16 protein-coding genes and 1 tRNA gene are annotated in these 16,258 nt (G+C 59.9%); 1 reads left to right on the forward strand and 16 read right to left on the reverse strand.

Going from position 1 to position 16,258, the window contains the following annotated elements; all coding sequences use genetic code 11:
* Positions 1-50: 50 nt before the first annotated feature.
* The 11 genes from cueR to AKG12_RS09265 all read right to left on the reverse strand — a co-directional run bounded on the left by cueR (position 51) and on the right by AKG12_RS09265 (position 10,022).
* Entirely contained in the window at positions 51-539 is a 489-nt protein-coding gene (cueR, locus tag AKG12_RS09215; protein ID WP_052818572.1) for a Cu(I)-responsive transcriptional regulator, read from the reverse strand.
* A gap of 11 nt (positions 540-550) precedes the next feature.
* Positions 551-1,573, reverse strand: coding sequence for a 2Fe-2S iron-sulfur cluster-binding protein (locus AKG12_RS09220; protein ID WP_052818611.1), 1,023 nt, complete (start codon positions 1,571-1,573; stop codon positions 551-553).
* Positions 1,574-1,586: 13 nt separating this feature from the next.
* On the reverse strand, positions 1,587-4,091 hold the full coding sequence (locus AKG12_RS09225; protein ID WP_052818612.1) for a heavy metal translocating P-type ATPase: 2,505 nt from the start codon (positions 4,089-4,091) through the stop codon (positions 1,587-1,589).
* 162 nt (positions 4,092-4,253) lie between these two features.
* A tRNA-Leu gene (locus tag AKG12_RS09230) sits at positions 4,254-4,339 on the reverse strand.
* Positions 4,340-4,477: 138 nt separating this feature from the next.
* Positions 4,478-5,203: a hypothetical protein gene (locus AKG12_RS09235; protein ID WP_052818573.1), complete on the reverse strand. Its 726-nt coding sequence runs from the start codon at positions 5,201-5,203 to the stop codon at positions 4,478-4,480.
* Positions 5,204-5,390: 187 nt separating this feature from the next.
* Positions 5,391-5,924, reverse strand: coding sequence for a MerR family transcriptional regulator (locus tag AKG12_RS09240; protein ID WP_046798879.1), 534 nt, complete (start codon positions 5,922-5,924; stop codon positions 5,391-5,393).
* A 267-nt stretch (positions 5,925-6,191) separates the two neighbouring features.
* A complete protein-coding gene (locus AKG12_RS09245) occupies positions 6,192-6,530 on the reverse strand; it encodes an integration host factor subunit alpha (protein WP_003502236.1) in 339 nt (112 codons plus the stop codon).
* Between the two features lie 242 nt (positions 6,531-6,772).
* Positions 6,773-7,744, reverse strand: coding sequence for a beta-ketoacyl-ACP synthase III (locus tag AKG12_RS09250; protein ID WP_046798878.1), 972 nt, complete (start codon positions 7,742-7,744; stop codon positions 6,773-6,775).
* A gap of 4 nt (positions 7,745-7,748) precedes the next feature.
* On the reverse strand, positions 7,749-8,810 hold the full coding sequence (gene plsX, locus AKG12_RS09255; RefSeq protein ID WP_003496661.1) for a phosphate acyltransferase PlsX: 1,062 nt from the start codon (positions 8,808-8,810) through the stop codon (positions 7,749-7,751).
* Between the two features lie 100 nt (positions 8,811-8,910).
* A complete protein-coding gene (locus AKG12_RS09260) occupies positions 8,911-9,474 on the reverse strand; it encodes a YceD family protein (protein WP_052818613.1) in 564 nt (187 codons plus the stop codon).
* Positions 9,475-9,482: 8 nt separating this feature from the next.
* A complete protein-coding gene (locus AKG12_RS09265) occupies positions 9,483-10,022 on the reverse strand; it encodes a ubiquinol-cytochrome C chaperone family protein (RefSeq protein ID WP_052818574.1) in 540 nt (179 codons plus the stop codon).
* 270 nt (positions 10,023-10,292) lie between these two features.
* On the opposite strand from AKG12_RS09265, the gene AKG12_RS09270 reads away from it, so the two are divergent.
* The gene (locus AKG12_RS09270; RefSeq protein ID WP_046798876.1) at positions 10,293-10,823 is read left to right on the forward strand and encodes an outer membrane protein assembly factor BamE; all 531 of its coding nucleotides are present in this window, start codon (positions 10,293-10,295) and stop codon (positions 10,821-10,823) included.
* Between the two features lie 80 nt (positions 10,824-10,903).
* Here the strand turns inward: AKG12_RS09270 and AKG12_RS09275 are convergent, their stop codons facing one another.
* From AKG12_RS09275 to AKG12_RS09295, 5 genes are all read right to left on the reverse strand, one after another.
* Complete coding sequence (locus AKG12_RS09275) at positions 10,904-13,042, reverse strand: sodium-translocating pyrophosphatase (protein ID WP_052818575.1); 2,139 nt, start codon at positions 13,040-13,042, stop codon at positions 10,904-10,906.
* Between the two features lie 220 nt (positions 13,043-13,262).
* Entirely contained in the window at positions 13,263-14,486 is a 1,224-nt protein-coding gene (locus AKG12_RS09280) for an MFS transporter (RefSeq protein WP_052818576.1), read from the reverse strand.
* Positions 14,487-14,507: 21 nt separating this feature from the next.
* The gene (nusB, locus tag AKG12_RS09285) at positions 14,508-15,005 is read right to left on the reverse strand and encodes a transcription antitermination factor NusB (RefSeq protein ID WP_052818577.1); all 498 of its coding nucleotides are present in this window, start codon (positions 15,003-15,005) and stop codon (positions 14,508-14,510) included.
* A gap of 4 nt (positions 15,006-15,009) precedes the next feature.
* On the reverse strand, positions 15,010-15,456 hold the full coding sequence (locus tag AKG12_RS09290; protein WP_020809943.1) for a 6,7-dimethyl-8-ribityllumazine synthase: 447 nt from the start codon (positions 15,454-15,456) through the stop codon (positions 15,010-15,012).
* A gap of 164 nt (positions 15,457-15,620) precedes the next feature.
* Positions 15,621-16,253: a LysE family translocator gene (locus tag AKG12_RS09295; protein WP_052818578.1), complete on the reverse strand. Its 633-nt coding sequence runs from the start codon at positions 16,251-16,253 to the stop codon at positions 15,621-15,623.
* Between the last annotated feature and the right edge of the window lie 5 nt (positions 16,254-16,258).

Consider the following 16,258-nt stretch of genomic DNA (forward strand, 5'->3'; position numbering starts at 1 on the left):
CAATTGGCGTTTGCTGCAATCGACCATCAGTCCCCGATGGGAACCGCTGTTTATTTCATAAGGCGCGATAACTCCGTCGCCACGCCGGAGGTGCCCTTCAGCATTCCGGAGCGCTTGGGCACAACCGCCACCGGAACAAAATCGGGATCTTCGGATTGCGCCAGATCCTGAATGATCGGGCAATCCGGCTCGCCATTGTCAGGGCAATAGGTTGCGAGATTTCGAAGCGTGTCGGCCATGTCGCGGAGCGAATGCATCTTGGCTTCCAGATCCACGACATGTTCCATGACGATGCGTTTGACATCGCAGGACGCACCGCCCGGATCACGCCACAGGGTCATCAGCTGCCTGATCTTTTCTATCGAGAAACCAAGGTCGCGTCCGCGCCTGATGAAACGCAGCGTTTCCAGATCATTGGCCGTGTAGACCCGGTATCCGGCATCCGTGCGGTTTGCCGATTTGATCAGGCCGATCATCTCGTAATGACGGATCATCTTCGCAGAAACACCTGACGCGGTGGCGGCTGAGCCGATATTCATGGATCCTGCTCCTATCTGTCCGGGGTGAAAAACACGTCTGCATGAATGTCGGCGGTGCGCATACCCCGCGCCACCAGTTGCGGCACGGTCGCCTCGATCATCGCCGGCGGGCCTGCGAGATAGGCTTTCCAGCCGTCAAGGTCGTCGAAATCATCCGCCACCGCATTGCCGACATAACCGCACCGCATCTGCGCATGTGGCTCATTGGAGAGAACCGGAACGAAGCTCAGATTGCCGTGCCGCGCGGTAAGCGCCTCGAAATGATCGACCATATAAAGGTCACGCAGGGCGCGGGCGCCGAAATAAACATGAATAGGACGGTCCCGGCCCGTCACTTGCCCCGTTGCAAGAGCAGCCTCGACAACCGCCTTGACCGGCGCCAGACCCGAGCCGCCGGCAATGCCAAGGATTGGCCCGCAATGTTTTTCCCGCAGGAATGACGACCCGAAAGGCCCTACCAATATGACAGGATCGCCTGCCTTGGCCTGCGCGAATATATGGCCGCTTGTCAGGCCGCCCGGCACATGCCGGATGTGGAATTCGATCAACTCCTCGTCAATCCGGCTGGCGATGGAATAGTCGCGCGGCGAACAGTCCGGGTAAAGCAGGCGCACATATTGACCGGGTTTGAAGGCGAACTGCGCCCTATCGTCGAGCCTGATGCGGATGAGCTTGATATCATGTGTCGCATCTACAGTTTCCGCCACCACGCCTTCGAAGCGGCCGGTCGGAATATCGGCGAATTCGTCCTCGCCATTGAGCCAGCCGATCGTCACGTCGCTCAGCGGCACGGCGCGGCAGGCAAGCGTCAGGCCTTCCGCCTTTTCCTCATCGGTCAATGAAAAGGGCGTGTGCTTGAGAAGATCGACCTCGCCGGAGACGAGATGCGATTTGCAGGCGCCGCAGCGGCCCATGCGACAGCCGTGCGGATAGGTGATGCCTGCCGCCAGCGCGGCCTGAAGCACGGTTTCACCTTGCGCCACCATGATGCTGCGTCCGATCTGCGGCAGATAGACTGTGTTGCCAGGCGTCATCATATCCGCCCTCCTATTCGGCCGCTGCGAGCTGCATGCCGGCCGCTTTGTCCACCAGCGGGGCACGGAAGCTTTTCAGGCGCAGCGCGTTCGTCAGGACAAATACGCTGGAAAGCGCCATGGCTCCGGCGGCAAGGACCGGCGACAGCAGAACGCCGTTGACAGGATACAATATTCCGGCTGCCACGGGAACGAGTGCGGCGTTGTAGGCGAAGGCCCAGAACAGATTCTGGCCGATATTGCGGATCGTCGCCTTGGAGAGAGCGATGGCATTGGCAACGCCGCGAAGATCGCCCGACATCAGCACCACATCGGCGCTTTCAATGGCGACATCCGTGCCCGTGCCTATGGCAAGGCCGACATCGGCTGCCGCAAGCGCCGGCGCATCGTTGATGCCATCGCCGACAAAGGCGACGCGTCGCCCGCCGGCGGCAAGTCTCTTCACGGCCTCGACCTTGCCATCCGGCAGCACTTCCGCCACCACCTCATCAATGCCAAGACGGCGAGCGATGGCTTCGGCGGTGCGACGATTGTCGCCCGTAATCATCGTGACCTTGAGACCCAGCGCATGCAGCGCCGCAATCGCTTCCGGCGTCGTCTGCTTCACCGGATCGGCAACGGCGATGATCACGGCCAACCTGCCATCGACGGCGGCATAAAGCGGCGACTGCCCTTCCCTGCCCAGCCGCTCAGCATCACCGGCGAACATGGCGACATCGTAGCCGAGCTTCGTCATGAAGCGATCCGCGCCCGCCTCGACCTTACGGCCGTCGACTATCGCCGCCACACCAAAACCGGGGGTGGCCTCAAAACCTTCCGCATCAGCAAGCATCAGGCCGCCATGTTTCGCAGCCTCAACGATTGCCTCGGCGATGGGGTGTTCGGAACGGCTCTCAAGCGAGGCAACAAGGCGCAGCACCTCGTCAGGGTCGAAGCCCTCGGTTGTGCTGAAATGTACCATTTTCGGCTTGCCGAGCGTCAGCGTGCCGGTCTTGTCGACGGCGATAACATCGGCGTCGCGCAGGGTCTGGAGCGCGTCGCCGCGCCGGAACAGCACACCCATCTCGGCAGCGCGGCCGGTGCCGACCATGATGGAGGTGGGCGTGGCAAGGCCCATGGCGCAGGGACAGGCGATGATGAGGACGGCAACAGCGTTGACAAGCGCGAAGGTCAAAGCCGGGTCCGGCCCAAACACGAACCAGACGATGAAGGTGGCGAGCGCCGCCAGCATCACCGCCGGCACGAACCAGTTGGTCACCTTGTCCACCAGCGCCTGAATGGGCAGCTTGTCGGCCTGCGCTTCCTCGACCATGCGGATGATCTGCGCGATCAGCGTATCAGCGCCCACCTTGGTGGCGCGGAAGGTGAAGGAGCCATTGCGGTTGACCGTACCGCCGACGACTTCGGAACCCGCCGCCTTGGTCACCGGGATCGGCTCACCTGTTATCATCGATTCATCGACATAAGAGGAGCCATCGAGCACCAGGCCATCGACGGGCACCTTTTCGCCCGGACGAACGACGATCACATCACCCGTCTGCACATCCTGCAACGGCACATCGATGGTTTCGCCATTGCGCAGGACACGGGCCGACTTGGCCTGCAAGCCAACCAGCCGCTTTATCGCCTCGCTGGTGCGACCCTTGGCGCGCGCCTCGAGAAAACGGCCGAGCAGAATGAGCGTGACGATGACCGCCGCCGCCTCATAATAGACATTGGCCGTACCGCTTGGCAGGATTTCCGGCAGGAAAGTCGCGACCACCGAAAATCCCCAGGCGGCAGCGGTGCCCAGCACCACCAGCGAATTCATGTCGGGTGCGAGCCGCAGAAGTGCGGGTATGCCCTTTTTGAAGAAGCGCAGACCGGGTCCGAAGAGAACAAGCGTGGTCAGCGCAAATTGCAGATACCAGCTTTCCCGCATGCCGACCGTTTCCATCACGAAATCATGGATGGCGGGGACCAGATGCGAGCCCATCTCCAGCACGAAGACCGGCAGCGTCAGGACAACGGCCACGGCGAGGCTGATTTTCAGACCGCGCAATTCGGCTTCGCGCCGGTCCGGCTCATCACCCTTGGCCTTATCTGCGGCGATCTCGCTCGCCTTGTAGCCAGCCTGGCTGATTGCTTGCGCCAGCCTGGCAGCAGAGACGGCATTGCCGGCAACGCGGACGGTGGCGCGTTCCGTTGCCAGATTGACGCTTGCATCGGCGACACCGGCAACAGCCTTCAGCGCCTTCTCTACACGCCCGACGCAGGAAGCGCAGGTCATGCCCTCAATATCGAGTTCGATGGTTTTCTCATCGACGCCATAACCCGCATTCCGCACGGCTGCGATGACAGCCATCACATCGGGCGGGCCGGAAAAGGCAATATCGGCGCGCTCGGTCGCGAGATTGACCGAGGCCTTCAGGACCCCCGGCACCTTGGCAATCGCCTTCTCGACACGACCGACGCAGGAGGCGCATGTCATGCCATCGATCGCAATCTGATGACTCGCCCGGATCTCTATTTGTGACATGCGTATGACCCCTCTTTTCTTTATATCGAAAAAGATAGGGCTTCCCATCGTGGCAAGGTCAATAGGTTCTTTTTGATGATTTTCAAGAACGGACGACGGCACATGAACGGGCGTTTTTACGCCGGCTCAGAACGTCGGATAGGGTATAAATCAAAGGGAAGATGGTGCGGACGGCGGGACTTGAACCCGCAAGACCAATGGTCGGCAGATTTTAAGTCTGCTGCGTCTACCGATTTCGCCACGTCCGCATTACCGCGCCGCCTGCCGATCCGGCTCCGGCGCTGCAACTTGCTTCGTCATTAGTCGGGACAGGATTAAACAGTTCCGATCCCGAATGCTGACAGCGCCTCATCTACACAGGCAGAACGGTCTCGGTCAACGGGGCCTCAGCCACACCAGGACTGATTTTTTGCAGATGCCGGATGTGCCAGTCCTTCGCGTACGAGCTGATCGGCAAAGGAGACGCCTGAACGCGAAAGACGTTTGCGTTCCATGGCTTGCCCGCTGGCACCCGCGGAAGAGGCGACATCGAAGGTACCGGCATTCAGCATGTCCCGAAGCCTGACCTTGGCGACGAAACCGCGCTGGCGTTCTTCCATACAGCGCGCCCGGTCGATCTGCGGAACCTCGATGCCGGCGAGCTGCATTTTCACGCCCTTCATCCAGAACGTGTTGCCGTCGGCCACACAATTGTTAAGCCCGGAGCGGCCACAAAAGGCAAAGGCACCGCTCTTTTCACCAATAGAGATTTTTTCGATCGTGGGCCGGGCTTCCGGCAGAATGGCGGCGACCTGGCTCTGCGATGATGGGGATGGCATGGCGATGGAGCGTGGCGGAACCGGCCCGTTGCCGGGCGAAACCGGCGATGCAGGCCGAATGCTCGCCACTTTTTCCGGTGCGGCCTCGCGTTTCGCTGCGGTTGCGAGTTTCGGGGTATTCGTTGTCGCGGATGTCGCCTTCGCAACATGGCGCTGCGGCAGAAGACTATCGCGATATTCGTAAGCCTGAATACCGCCGGCGACGAGGCCCAGCATCAGCACCCATGGCCAGACGCTGCCACCAGCCGATTTCTTCGCCGTCCGGCGTCGCCCTGTCGATTTTCGATTGCTCACGATCGGACTCCTTGTTTACGGAGCCGCATTATCAGCCAAAGGAGTTTCCGAAAGGTTGGCATTTTAGAGCATTTGCGCATTCTTCGAATCACGAAAGCGCTCTAACTCTTTGTTTTGGCGCATTTCCGGACGGAAAATCGGGATTCATTTTTCCTGGAAATGCTCGAACAGACCTGTGGATAAATGATCAGCGAACCTGATCGAGAAGCCGCTTGCATTCGAGCAGATCGAACAGGGCTTCCTGAAGCAGCGCCTGATCATCCTTGCCGATGCCCGACTTGCCGACCGATATCTCCGCATCGCTGTTGCCGCCGCCGAAGCCGAAGAAGCGACCGCTCGGCTTGGCCTTTGGACGGCCGACGACCTCGTCCCCATCGGTATCGATGACGCGCGGTTCGGCAACTTCCTTCTCACCGCTCGCCGCCATTATGGCTTCCATGGTGGCGAGATCACCCGAGGCAATGGCCGCCACGAAACGGTTGCCATTGGCTTTCAGCAGCTTCTGCACGCCCTTGATGGTGTAACCATGGTCATAAAGAAGGTGACGAATGCCTTTGAGGAGATCGATATCATCAGGACGGTAATAACGGCGGCCCCCGCCCCGTTTCATCGGCTTGATCTGCGGAAAGCGTGTTTCCCAGAAACGCAGCACGTGCTGCGGCAGGTTCAGCTCATCCGCCACTTCACTGATCGTCCGAAACGCGTCGGGGCTTTTGTCCAAATTTCCACTCCCATCCGGACCTGGAGCGCCATGCATCCAGCCGGGTGCTGAACAGAACGCCTATCATCCGCCGCACATTGCACCGTCGCGAAAACCGTATTCGATCTTCACGCCGATGCCCGTCACGGCAAGATACCAATTATTAAAATTGATTATGATGCGAGTCGACCGGATTTCAACGGCTTGCACGTTGAAATTCAAGCATGTTCACAAGAAGAATGGGGAAAAGGGCTTGCCATATGGCAAAAATGCCGTGCCGCAGCCAGCTTACGCCCCGGCCTTTTGGCCCTTTTGCTTGGCCTTGCGGGCCGTGTGCGCCTTGAGAATGCGCTGCTTCAGCACATTCGACGCCTTGAAGGTCATGACCCGGCGCGGCGAAATCGGAACTTCCTCACCCGTTTTCGGGTTGCGCCCGATACGTTCGTTCTTTTCCCGGATCTGGAATGTCGCGAAGGACGAAAGCTTGACGACCTCGCCACGGGTGATCGCGTTGCAAATCTCGTCGATGATCGTCTCGACCAGTTCTGCGGATTCGGTGCGGGACAGCCCGACTTTACGAAACACAGATTCTGCAAGATCTGCGCGTGTCACTGTCTTCCCGGCCATTTTTCCCCACAAACCGTGTCTGAATTTTTCTCTAGGAGCCGCCGAGATTATTTCCCTTGTGGCGACCGGTCAAGGGATTGTTCCAGATTCATTTGAGGCTTTCGGCAATCAGTGCAAGGGCTTAGGGCGCTGAGCGCGGTTTTGCCGCAACGACAGGGTGCTAAGGCGCGACAGATCAGGCCCCGACTGCGAAAAACACAACCGATTTCGCGTCGACGCCTCCCCGCGCAATGAATTTACCGTTACCAGCGCAGCAGCACCGCACCCCAGGTGAAACCGCCGCCCATGGCCTCAAGCATGACCAGATCGCCCTTCTTGATGCGGCCATCACTGGCCGCAACGGCAAGCGCCAGCGGAATGGATGCGGCCGAGGTATTGCCGTGCTTGTCGACGGTGATGACCACCTTTTCCGGATCGATGTTGAGCTTCTTCGCCGATCCGTCGATGATGCGCTTGTTGGCCTGGTGCGGCACCAGCCAGTCGAGATCATCAGCCGTCGTGCCCGTCGCTTCGAAAGCCTGTTCGATGACGTCGGTGATCATGCCGACAGCATGCTTGAACACTTCGCGGCCTTCCATGCGCAGATGGCCGACGGTGCCTGTCGTGGACGGTCCGCCATCGACGTAAAGCTTTTCCTTGTGCGAACCGTCAGACCGCAGCTGCGCGGTCAGGATGCCGCGATCGTCAGAAGTCCCCTCGCCTTCACCAGCTTCCAGAACGAGAGCGCCTGCGCCATCGCCGAACAGAACGCAGGTGGTGCGGTCTTTCCAGTCGAGAATGCGCGAGAACGTTTCAGAGCCGATGACCAGAACGCGCTTGGCCATGCCACCGCGAATATAGAGATCGGCGGTCGAAACGGCATAGACGAAACCGGAGCAGACGGCCTGCATGTCGAAGGCAAAACCATGGGTCATGCCGAGGCGATTCTGGATATTCACCGCGGTTGCCGGAAAGGTGTTGTCCGGAGTGGACGTCGCCAGAATGATGAGATCGATATCATCAGGGGTCAGGCCGGCATTGTCGAGCGCAGCGCGGGCCGCAGCCTCGCCGAGCGAAGCGGTCGTTTCGCCTTCGCCGGCGATATAGCGCTGCCGGATGCCGGTGCGCTGCACGATCCATTCGTCGGTCGTCTCGACGACCCCTTCGATTTCGCTGTTGGTCATGACACGCTTCGGAAGCGCTGCCCCGAAACCACGGACTATAGAGCGGATCATTCCCTTATTCCTCGTCAGCCACGAGAGCTTCGGGCGCCGGGGGCGGAAGCCGTCTTGCGTGGTAAATTTTCAGATCATTTTCAATCTTGGCCGTCAGACCGTTGTGCACCATGTCGTAGCCGACATCCACGGCGGAGGCAAAACCGATGGCATCCGTGCCGCCATGGCTCTTGATGACGATGCCGTTGAGGCCGAGAAACACGCCGCCATTGACCTTGCGCGGGTCCATCTTTTCCCTGAGCACATCAAAGGCGCTTTTCGCCAGAACATAACCGATCTTGGCAAAGAAGCTGCGGGAGATCGCCTCACGCAGAAGCGTGGTGATCTGGCGTGCCGTGCCTTCGGCGGCCTTCAGCGCGATGTTGCCGGTGAAACCTTCGGTTACCACCACATCCACCGTGCCCTTGCCGATATCGTCGCCTTCAACGAAACCGCGATAGTCGATGGTGCCAAGGTCTGCCTCGCGGATCAGCCGTCCGGCCTCACGCACCTCTTCCTGACCCTTGACCTCCTCAACGCCGACATTCAGCAGGCCGACGGTGGGACGGTCGATATCGAACAACGCACGCGCCATAGCACCGCCCATCAGGGCGAAATCCAGCAATTGCTGGGAATCGGCGCCGATCGTTGCGCCGACATCGAGAACGATGCTTTCACCCTTCAAAGTGGGCCAGATGCCGGCGATGGCCGGACGTTCCACCCGCGCCATGGTGCGCAAACAGAATTTGGCCATGGCCATCAGCGCGCCGGTATTGCCGGCGGAGACCACGACATCCGCCTCACCAAGCTTCACGGCCTCGATGGCGCGCCACATGCTGGAGACGTAGCGGCCGCGACGAAGCGCCTGGCTCGGCTTTTCGTCCATGCTGACCGAGACTTCACAATCGTGAAAGACCGACTTTTCCCGAAGTGCGGGATATTGTGCCAGAATGGGGTCGCATTTGCTCTTCTGCCCGTAGAGCAGAAAAGTTACATCGTTGTGCCGTTCAAGCGCCTTGGCGGCACCGGGTATGGCAACATCTGGGCCGAAATCGCCACCCATGACGTCAATTGCAATTCTGATCACTCGTCCCTTATCCTTTTTGCCGCCACTCAAGCGGATTTTGCGCGAAAATACCTTTTCCGGCTTTTGTTACAATAAAATTATTTCAGCCCAACGGGGCCATTCAGTCTTTTTTCCAATCTTTCAACGCGGCGAAAGGCGACGGGCGCTTTTCCTCTTCAGGCTCTTTGTCTGCGGCTTCCGGAAATTCCGCATCCGGCTTGCGTGGATAGGGATCGATCGCAAGGGCGGCGAATTCGGCAACCGCAGCGCCGACATCGATGCTGTCACCGGTGAACTGGTCGGGAATGTCAGGGCCATCGGGGTCGAGTACGATCTCGCCCTCCTCATTGGTGACCATCCGCGCCAGTTTCGATCCCTCCGGCACGAAAATATGCTCCACAGGCTCGTCGATCTTGCTCGTGACCGGCTCCAGCGTCACGACGCAGGACTGGGTCACGGCCGCATGCACCTCGCCCTTGATCTTCACGCCGTCCTTCTTCCAACGGGTAACCTGCAATTCCGCCTTCAGATAATCGACAGAAACCACATTCCAGAATTTTGCCAGCGCCTTCAGCTCCTCGGCGTTGGCTTCCAGACCAATCCTGACGGGATTGGCGGAAATATGGCCTACCTTTACGGGATAGGAAAAAGGCAGGTCGTCATTTGCGGCGTGTCGCGTGTTCATGGTGAACCTCATCGTCCAGGCAAGGGCAGCGTCAGGCTTCCGGTTGCTATTGTTTCTTCGGAGCCGGCGGAAAGGGCTGAAGAGGCTTCCATCATCCAGCCCGCCAGCCCGTCCAGCGCCGGCGCCGTCTCGTCTGCCTGCGGATATATATTGCGCCGGAGCGCTGCGGCAAGGGCAACGGGGTCGGATGCATCCAGTGCCGCCGCATAGGATTCGAGCCGCCCGTAAAACATGCCGGCGAATTTCTTCATGCGTTTCGGCACACCCTGGTCACCGATACCGAGTTCACGGATGGAATGATCGATATCCTGAAAAAAGGCGTCGACGATCTCCTGCGCAATCTCCTGGCCGCTGACCCCGGAAGATTTGGTGCGACGGAAATAGAGAATCATGATGACCGACAGCATCTCGAAACGGCCCATCACGGTATCGGGAACGCCGAAATCGAGATAAAAACCGGGCGTGCGGGCAGCAGCCGTCAAGGTCTCATATTGCCGGTCGACTATGGCGCGATTGTTGTTTTTCTTCTTGAACAGCCCGAATATCATCGTTTTTTTCCGAACGTGACCGGTGAATTCACTTACCGCCCCTCGCACTTGTTGCATGATCGTCAAAGCTGGTTTACCGAAGCATCCACGAATTGCAATGCTGTCGCGGTCACGTTCGTCTTTCGGCTGAAACAGTCGAAGAGAACCGGAGGAGTTCCAAAAGGCCGGGAAAGCATTGAATTCGGGGGGTGATCGGGATTTTCCGTCCCCGGATTGACACAATCATGTGCACAGACACTGTGCACCACGCAATGCCGGAAGGTGCCATTCATGATCGCAGTCGGGGAAAAGCAGTTGAGCAAGCAGAAATCCGCAAGTCACGGCAAAATTCTGAGCAAGACGGCCATCGCAATTGTTCTCGCATCCGGCCTGCTTTCCGCCTGCACCAGCACAACCGACGTGTTCCACAATGGCTACGTCATGGACGAGCAGTCGCTGCAGCTGATCCCGGAAGGCTCCAGCCGCGAACAGGTTCTGCTGACGATGGGCACGCCCTCCACCACGGCGACCTTCGGCAACGAGGTGTTCTATTACATCTCGCAGAAGCGCGTGCGCCGCGCCGCCTTCATGAAGCCGACGCTGGTCGAGCAGAACATTCTCGCCATCTATTTCAACAAGGACGGCGTGATCGAGCGCAAGGCCAATTACGCGCTGCAGGACGGCAAGGTCTTCGACACGATTTCGCGCACCACCCCGACGGGCGGCAAGGATCTCACCTTCCTGCAGCAGCTGCTCTCCGGCGGCACCTCGGGCGCCAACATCGCCAAGAGCATTCTCGGCCAGGGCAACAATACGCCCTGACCGGCAGGCAAAAGCATTCGCAAAATCAAAGGCCCGAGGATTGCTCCCCGGGCCTTTTTTGTGTGTCAGGTATCAGGCTTTCAGTGGGCAAGAACCGCCAGCAGCAGCAGTGCCACGATATTGGTGATCTTGATGGCCGGATTGACGGCGGGGCCGGCGGTGTCCTTATAGGGGTCGCCGACGGTATCACCCGTCACCGACGCTTTATGGGCATCCGAACCCTTGACGTGGCGCACGCCATCCTTGTCGATGAAACCATCCTCGAAGCTCTTCTTGGCATTATCCCATGCGCCGCCGCCTGACGTCATGGAAATCGCCACGAACAGGCCGTTGATGATGACACCGAGCAGTGACGCCCCAAGTGCGGCAAAGGCAGACGCCTTGGAGCCCGAGATCAGCAGCACGCCAAAATAGACGACGAGAGGGGCCAGAACCGGCAGGAGCGACGGGATGATCATTTCCCGGATCGCGGCTCTCGTCAGCAGATCCACCGCCCTGCCATAGTCAGGCTTTTCCGTGCCCGCCATGATGCCGGGTTTTTCGCGAAACTGGCGGCGTACTTCCTCGACGATGGCACCTGCCGCCTTGCCCACCGCCGTCATGGCGATCCCGCCGAAGAGGTAGGGGATGAGGCCACCGAACAGCAGGCCGGCAACGACGTAAGGATTGGCAAGGCTGAAGGAAATCTCGCCTATATCCTTGAAGTAAGGATAGGTATCGCCATTGGCGGCGAAGTAGGAAAGGTCGTTGGCATAGGCGGCAAACAGCACCAGCGCGCCAAGACCGGCAGAGCCGATGGCATAACCCTTGGTGACCGCCTTGGTGGTGTTGCCGACGGCGTCCAGCGCGTCGGTCGCCTTGCGCACATCCGGATCAAGGCCCGCCATTTCGGCGATGCCGCCGGCATTGTCCGTTACCGGGCCGAAGGCGTCGAGCGCGACGATCATGCCGGCAAGGCCAAGCATGGCGGTGACCGCGATGCCGGTGCCGAACAGGCCGCCGAGCTGGTATGTGCCGATGATGCCGCCGACGATGACGATGGCCGGCAGCGCCGTCGATTCCAGCGAGACCGCAAGGCCCTGGATGACGTTGGTGCCGTGGCCGGTAACCGATGCCTGGGCGATGGAGTTGACTGGGCGCTTGTTGGTGCCGGTATAATATTCGGTGATGACGACGATCAGCGCCGTTACGACGAGGCCGACCAGCCCGCAGAGGAAGAGGTTGGTGCCGGTAATTTCCATTCCGGCGACCGTGCCTATCGTTCCCCAGCCGACCGTTGCATAGGTGGCGACCGCAAGACCGGCGACCGAGAAGATGCCGGTGGCGATAAGCCCCTTGTAGAGCGCGCCCATGATGGAATTGTTGGTGCCGAGCTTGACGAAGAAGGTGCCGGCAATCGAGGTCAGGATGCAGGCGCCGCAGATCGCCAGCGGATAGACCATGGCGCTTTCCAGGATCGGCGTTCCGGCAAAGAAGATCGCGGCGAGAACCATCGTCGCAACAACGGACACGGCATAGGTCTCGAACAGGTCGGCCGCCATGCCGGCGCAATCGCCGACGTTATCGCCGACATTGTCGGCAATGGTTGCCGGGTTGCGCGGATCATCCTCCGGAATGCCGGCCTCGACCTTGCCGACGAGGTCACCGCCGACATCGGCGCCCTTGGTGAAGATGCCGCCGCCGAGACGGGCGAAGATGGAAATCAGCGATGCGCCGAAGCCGAGCGACACCAGCGCGTCGATGACCGCGCGCGAGCCGGGTGGATGGCCAAGGACCGAGGTCAGGATGAAATAATAGATGGAAACGCCAAGCAGCGCGAGGCCGGCAACCAGCATGCCGGTAATGGCGCCCGATTTGAAGGCGATATCGAGGCCGGCGCCAAGGCTGTGGGACGCGGCCTGCGCGGTGCGCAGATTGGCGCGCACGGAAACGTGCATGCCGACAAACCCGGCGACGCCGGACAGTACCGCGCCGATAACGAAACCGATGGCCGCGATGGCCGACAGCAGATACCAGGCGAGAACGGCGACGATCAATCCGACGATGGCGATGGTGAGATATTGACGGGTGAGATAAGCCTGCGCACCTTCACGGATAAAACCTGCTATTTCACGCATACGCTCGTTGCCCTGATCGGCATCGAGAACGCTCTTGGTCGTCCACACCGCGTAAACCACGGACAGGACCCCACATAAAATCACTAAGGGTATTACGGTCATGCGCACTTACCTCCCAAAAGGCCGGGTCTCACTCCCTCCCCGGCGCGGCGAACCATGTGCAAGGACATGGGCGTTCACACGCGCACCAGGTCCTGTCGGGGCCGTTTATTCCCCTCCCAAGGAAAAACAACCTGCGCGGCAAGATTGCGTTGGCGAAAGGTGCGGCGTCAAGCCCACAAATTTGCCTGAAACATGAAAGGGGTAGAGAAGGAACGCGACCTTATGCGGCGGTTTTGCGCTGCCTCAGCAGCAGCGAGAGGACGAGCAGCAGGCAAAGGCCTGCAACCGGCCAGATGACGAGGTTCATCACCGACCAGCCCCATGCCGTAAACACCTTGCCGGAAGAGAAGGACGAGAGCGCCACGGTGCCGAACAGTACGATATCGTGAAAGCCCTGCACCTTGTCCGCTTCATGCGGGCGATAGCTTGACGTGATGATGGCGGTTGCGCCGATAAAACCGAAATTCCAGCCAAGCCCGAGCAGAATCAGCGCCGCCCAGAAATTCCACAATTCGATGCCCATATGGGCAACGATGGCGCAGGCCATCAGCACGATAAGGCCGGCCGCCACGATTTTTTCCGCACCGAATCGGGAAATCAGCATGCCGGTGAAGAAGCTCGGAGCGAACATGGCCAGAACGTGCCACTGGATGCCGAGCGTGGCGAGTTCCGTGGGGAAACCGCAGCCGACCACCATGGCAAGCGGCGCACCGGTCATCATGAAGGTCATCAGCGCATAAGAACCGATACCGCAGATCATACCGGTGATGAAACGCTGGGTGCGGACGATTTCCGACAGCGGCCGCACGGCCTCCGTATGGGTGGATGCGGCCTTCGGGTCGGGCAATTTCAGGAATGCCAGAATGGCGATCGAGACAAGGCCGAGCGGCACCAGTGCGATGAACGCGCCGGCAAAAGTGACCGGTGCAAGCAGGTCCTTGCCGAGAATTGCCAGTTGCGGCCCGACGATGGCCGAAATGATCCCGCCTGCCAGAATCCAGGAAATCGCCTTCGGCTTGTAAAAGGATGGCGATGCATCGGCTGCGGCGAAACGGATTTTTTGCGTGAAGCCGCCGGAAATACCGATCAGCAGCAGGCCGACGGCAAACAGCCAGAAATCCGAGCGGAAGAGCGCCACCGCGGCGATGCCGCCGCCAATCGAGCACATCAGCGCGCCGACCATGAAACCGGCCTTGCGGCCGAGGAACCGTGAGGCCGCCGCAACGCAGATGGCGCCGAGCGCCACGCCGATATTGAAGCCGGTGAGCGGCGCGGTTGCCAGTGACTTGTCCGCGCCCAGTAGCTGATAGCCGGCAAGCGCGCCGACCGAAAAGCTCAAAGGCGCGGCCGATCCCATGATCGCCTGCGCCATAGTCAAGAGGAAGACGTTGCGCTTCGCCTCGTCCAGTTGAACTTCAAGCCCGGGGACGGAAACGGCGCTCATGTCTTCCTCACTTAACGTATCTTAGCGTTTTGCCTCGCCGCGCACCTGCTTGGCAATGCGGTCAAGCACCGCATTCACCAGCTTCGGCTCGTCGTGTTCGAAGAAAGCACGGGCGATTTCGACATATTCCGTGACGATGACGGCGACCGGCACGTCATTGCGCTCGAGAATCTCGAAGGTGCCGGCGCGAAGGATGGCGCGCACGGTGGCATCGAGACGCGACAGCGGCCAATCTTCCAGAAGGGCGGAACGCACCAGAGGATCGATCTTCGTCTGGTCACGGACGACGCCGGAGACGATGGAACGGAACCACGACGGATCGGCCTTCAGATAGGTATCGCCATCGACTTCCTGACCGAGACGGTGCGCCTCATATTCGGCCACGACTTCCATCACGCCGGTTCCGCCGACATCCATCTGGTAGAGCGCCTGCACGGCCGCAAGGCGGGCCGCGCCGCGCTGGTTGGCCGGTTTTACCGAGGGATGGCGCGGTTCGCCGCCATTATCAACATTCGACATGCGCTCAGCCACCCAGTTTTTTCTTCAGTTCGATCATGGTCAGCGCTGCACGGGCGGCAAAACCGCCCTTGTCCTTGTCGGAACGGCGCACGCGCGCCCAGGCCTGCTCGTCGTTTTCGACGGTGAGGATGCCGTTGCCGATCGGCAGCGATTCGCTGACGGCGAGATCCATCAAGGCGCGGGAAGATTCGTTGGAGACGATATCGAAGTGGTAGGTCTCACCGCGGATGACCATGCCGAGCGCGACGAAACCGTCATATTCCGTGCCGTCATTGTCGGCACCGTCAAGCGCCATGGCGATGGCGGCAGGAATTTCGAGCGCGCCGGGAACGGTAATGACGTCATAGGTGGCGCCAGCCTCATCGAGCGCGAATTTCGCACCTTCGAGAAGAGCATCCGCCATATCGTCGTAAAAACGTGCTTCCACGATAAGAAGATGGGGTTTGGACATGATATTTTCCTGAAAAGCTTGATGCCGGATCATACCGGCTTTTGCGGCGGTCAAACCACGGCTGGCCGTTTTTGGCAAGTAATTTCATATGTCACAGGCGCAGGAGGCCGCGTTTGCGGGGCATTTGGCCGGGTTTCACGCCTCCCGGCGCGGCTCCGCGACAATCAGGTTTTCTGGAAGGCCAGATGCACGCCAAGCCCCATCAGCACCGTTCCGGCAGCGCGCCGGGCGAGCACCTGCACCGCGCTGGAGCGCTTCAAACGCCCGACCATGGCACCTGCCAGAAGCACGCCGACGAGATCGGCAGAGGAAAAGATGAAATTGACGGCGATGCCGAGGATCAGAAGCTGCAACCAGACCGGAAAGGCGGCAGCCGGATCGACGAATTGCGGCAGGAAGGCAAGAAAGAACAACGCGGTCTTCGGGTTGAGCACATCGACGATGATGCTGTCGATGAAAGCGCGGCGGGCCGATTTCGGCTCGATGGTCAGATTGACCGCCTCGCCCTCGAGCTTGCTGCGCAGCATCGAGAAACCGAGCCAGACGAGATAAAGCGCGCCGCAGAGCTTCACGGCGAGATAAAGCCAGGGAACAGCCTGAAACAGCACTGAAAGCCCTGCCGCAGAGGCAAAGATGTGGAAATAGCAGCCGACATGGATGCCAAGTACCGCCATCAGCCCGGCAAACCGGCCACGCGCCATGGTCTGCGCCGCCGCATAAAGCATGGCAGGGCCGGGAATATAGGCGAACAGGGCGGTGGTTATGAAAAAGGCGGTCAGCAGTTCAAATGACGGCATGTCGA

The organism is Agrobacterium sp. SUL3 (genome assembly GCF_001263295.1).
GTDB classification, from domain to species: Bacteria; Pseudomonadota; Alphaproteobacteria; order Rhizobiales; family Rhizobiaceae; genus Agrobacterium; species Agrobacterium tomkonis.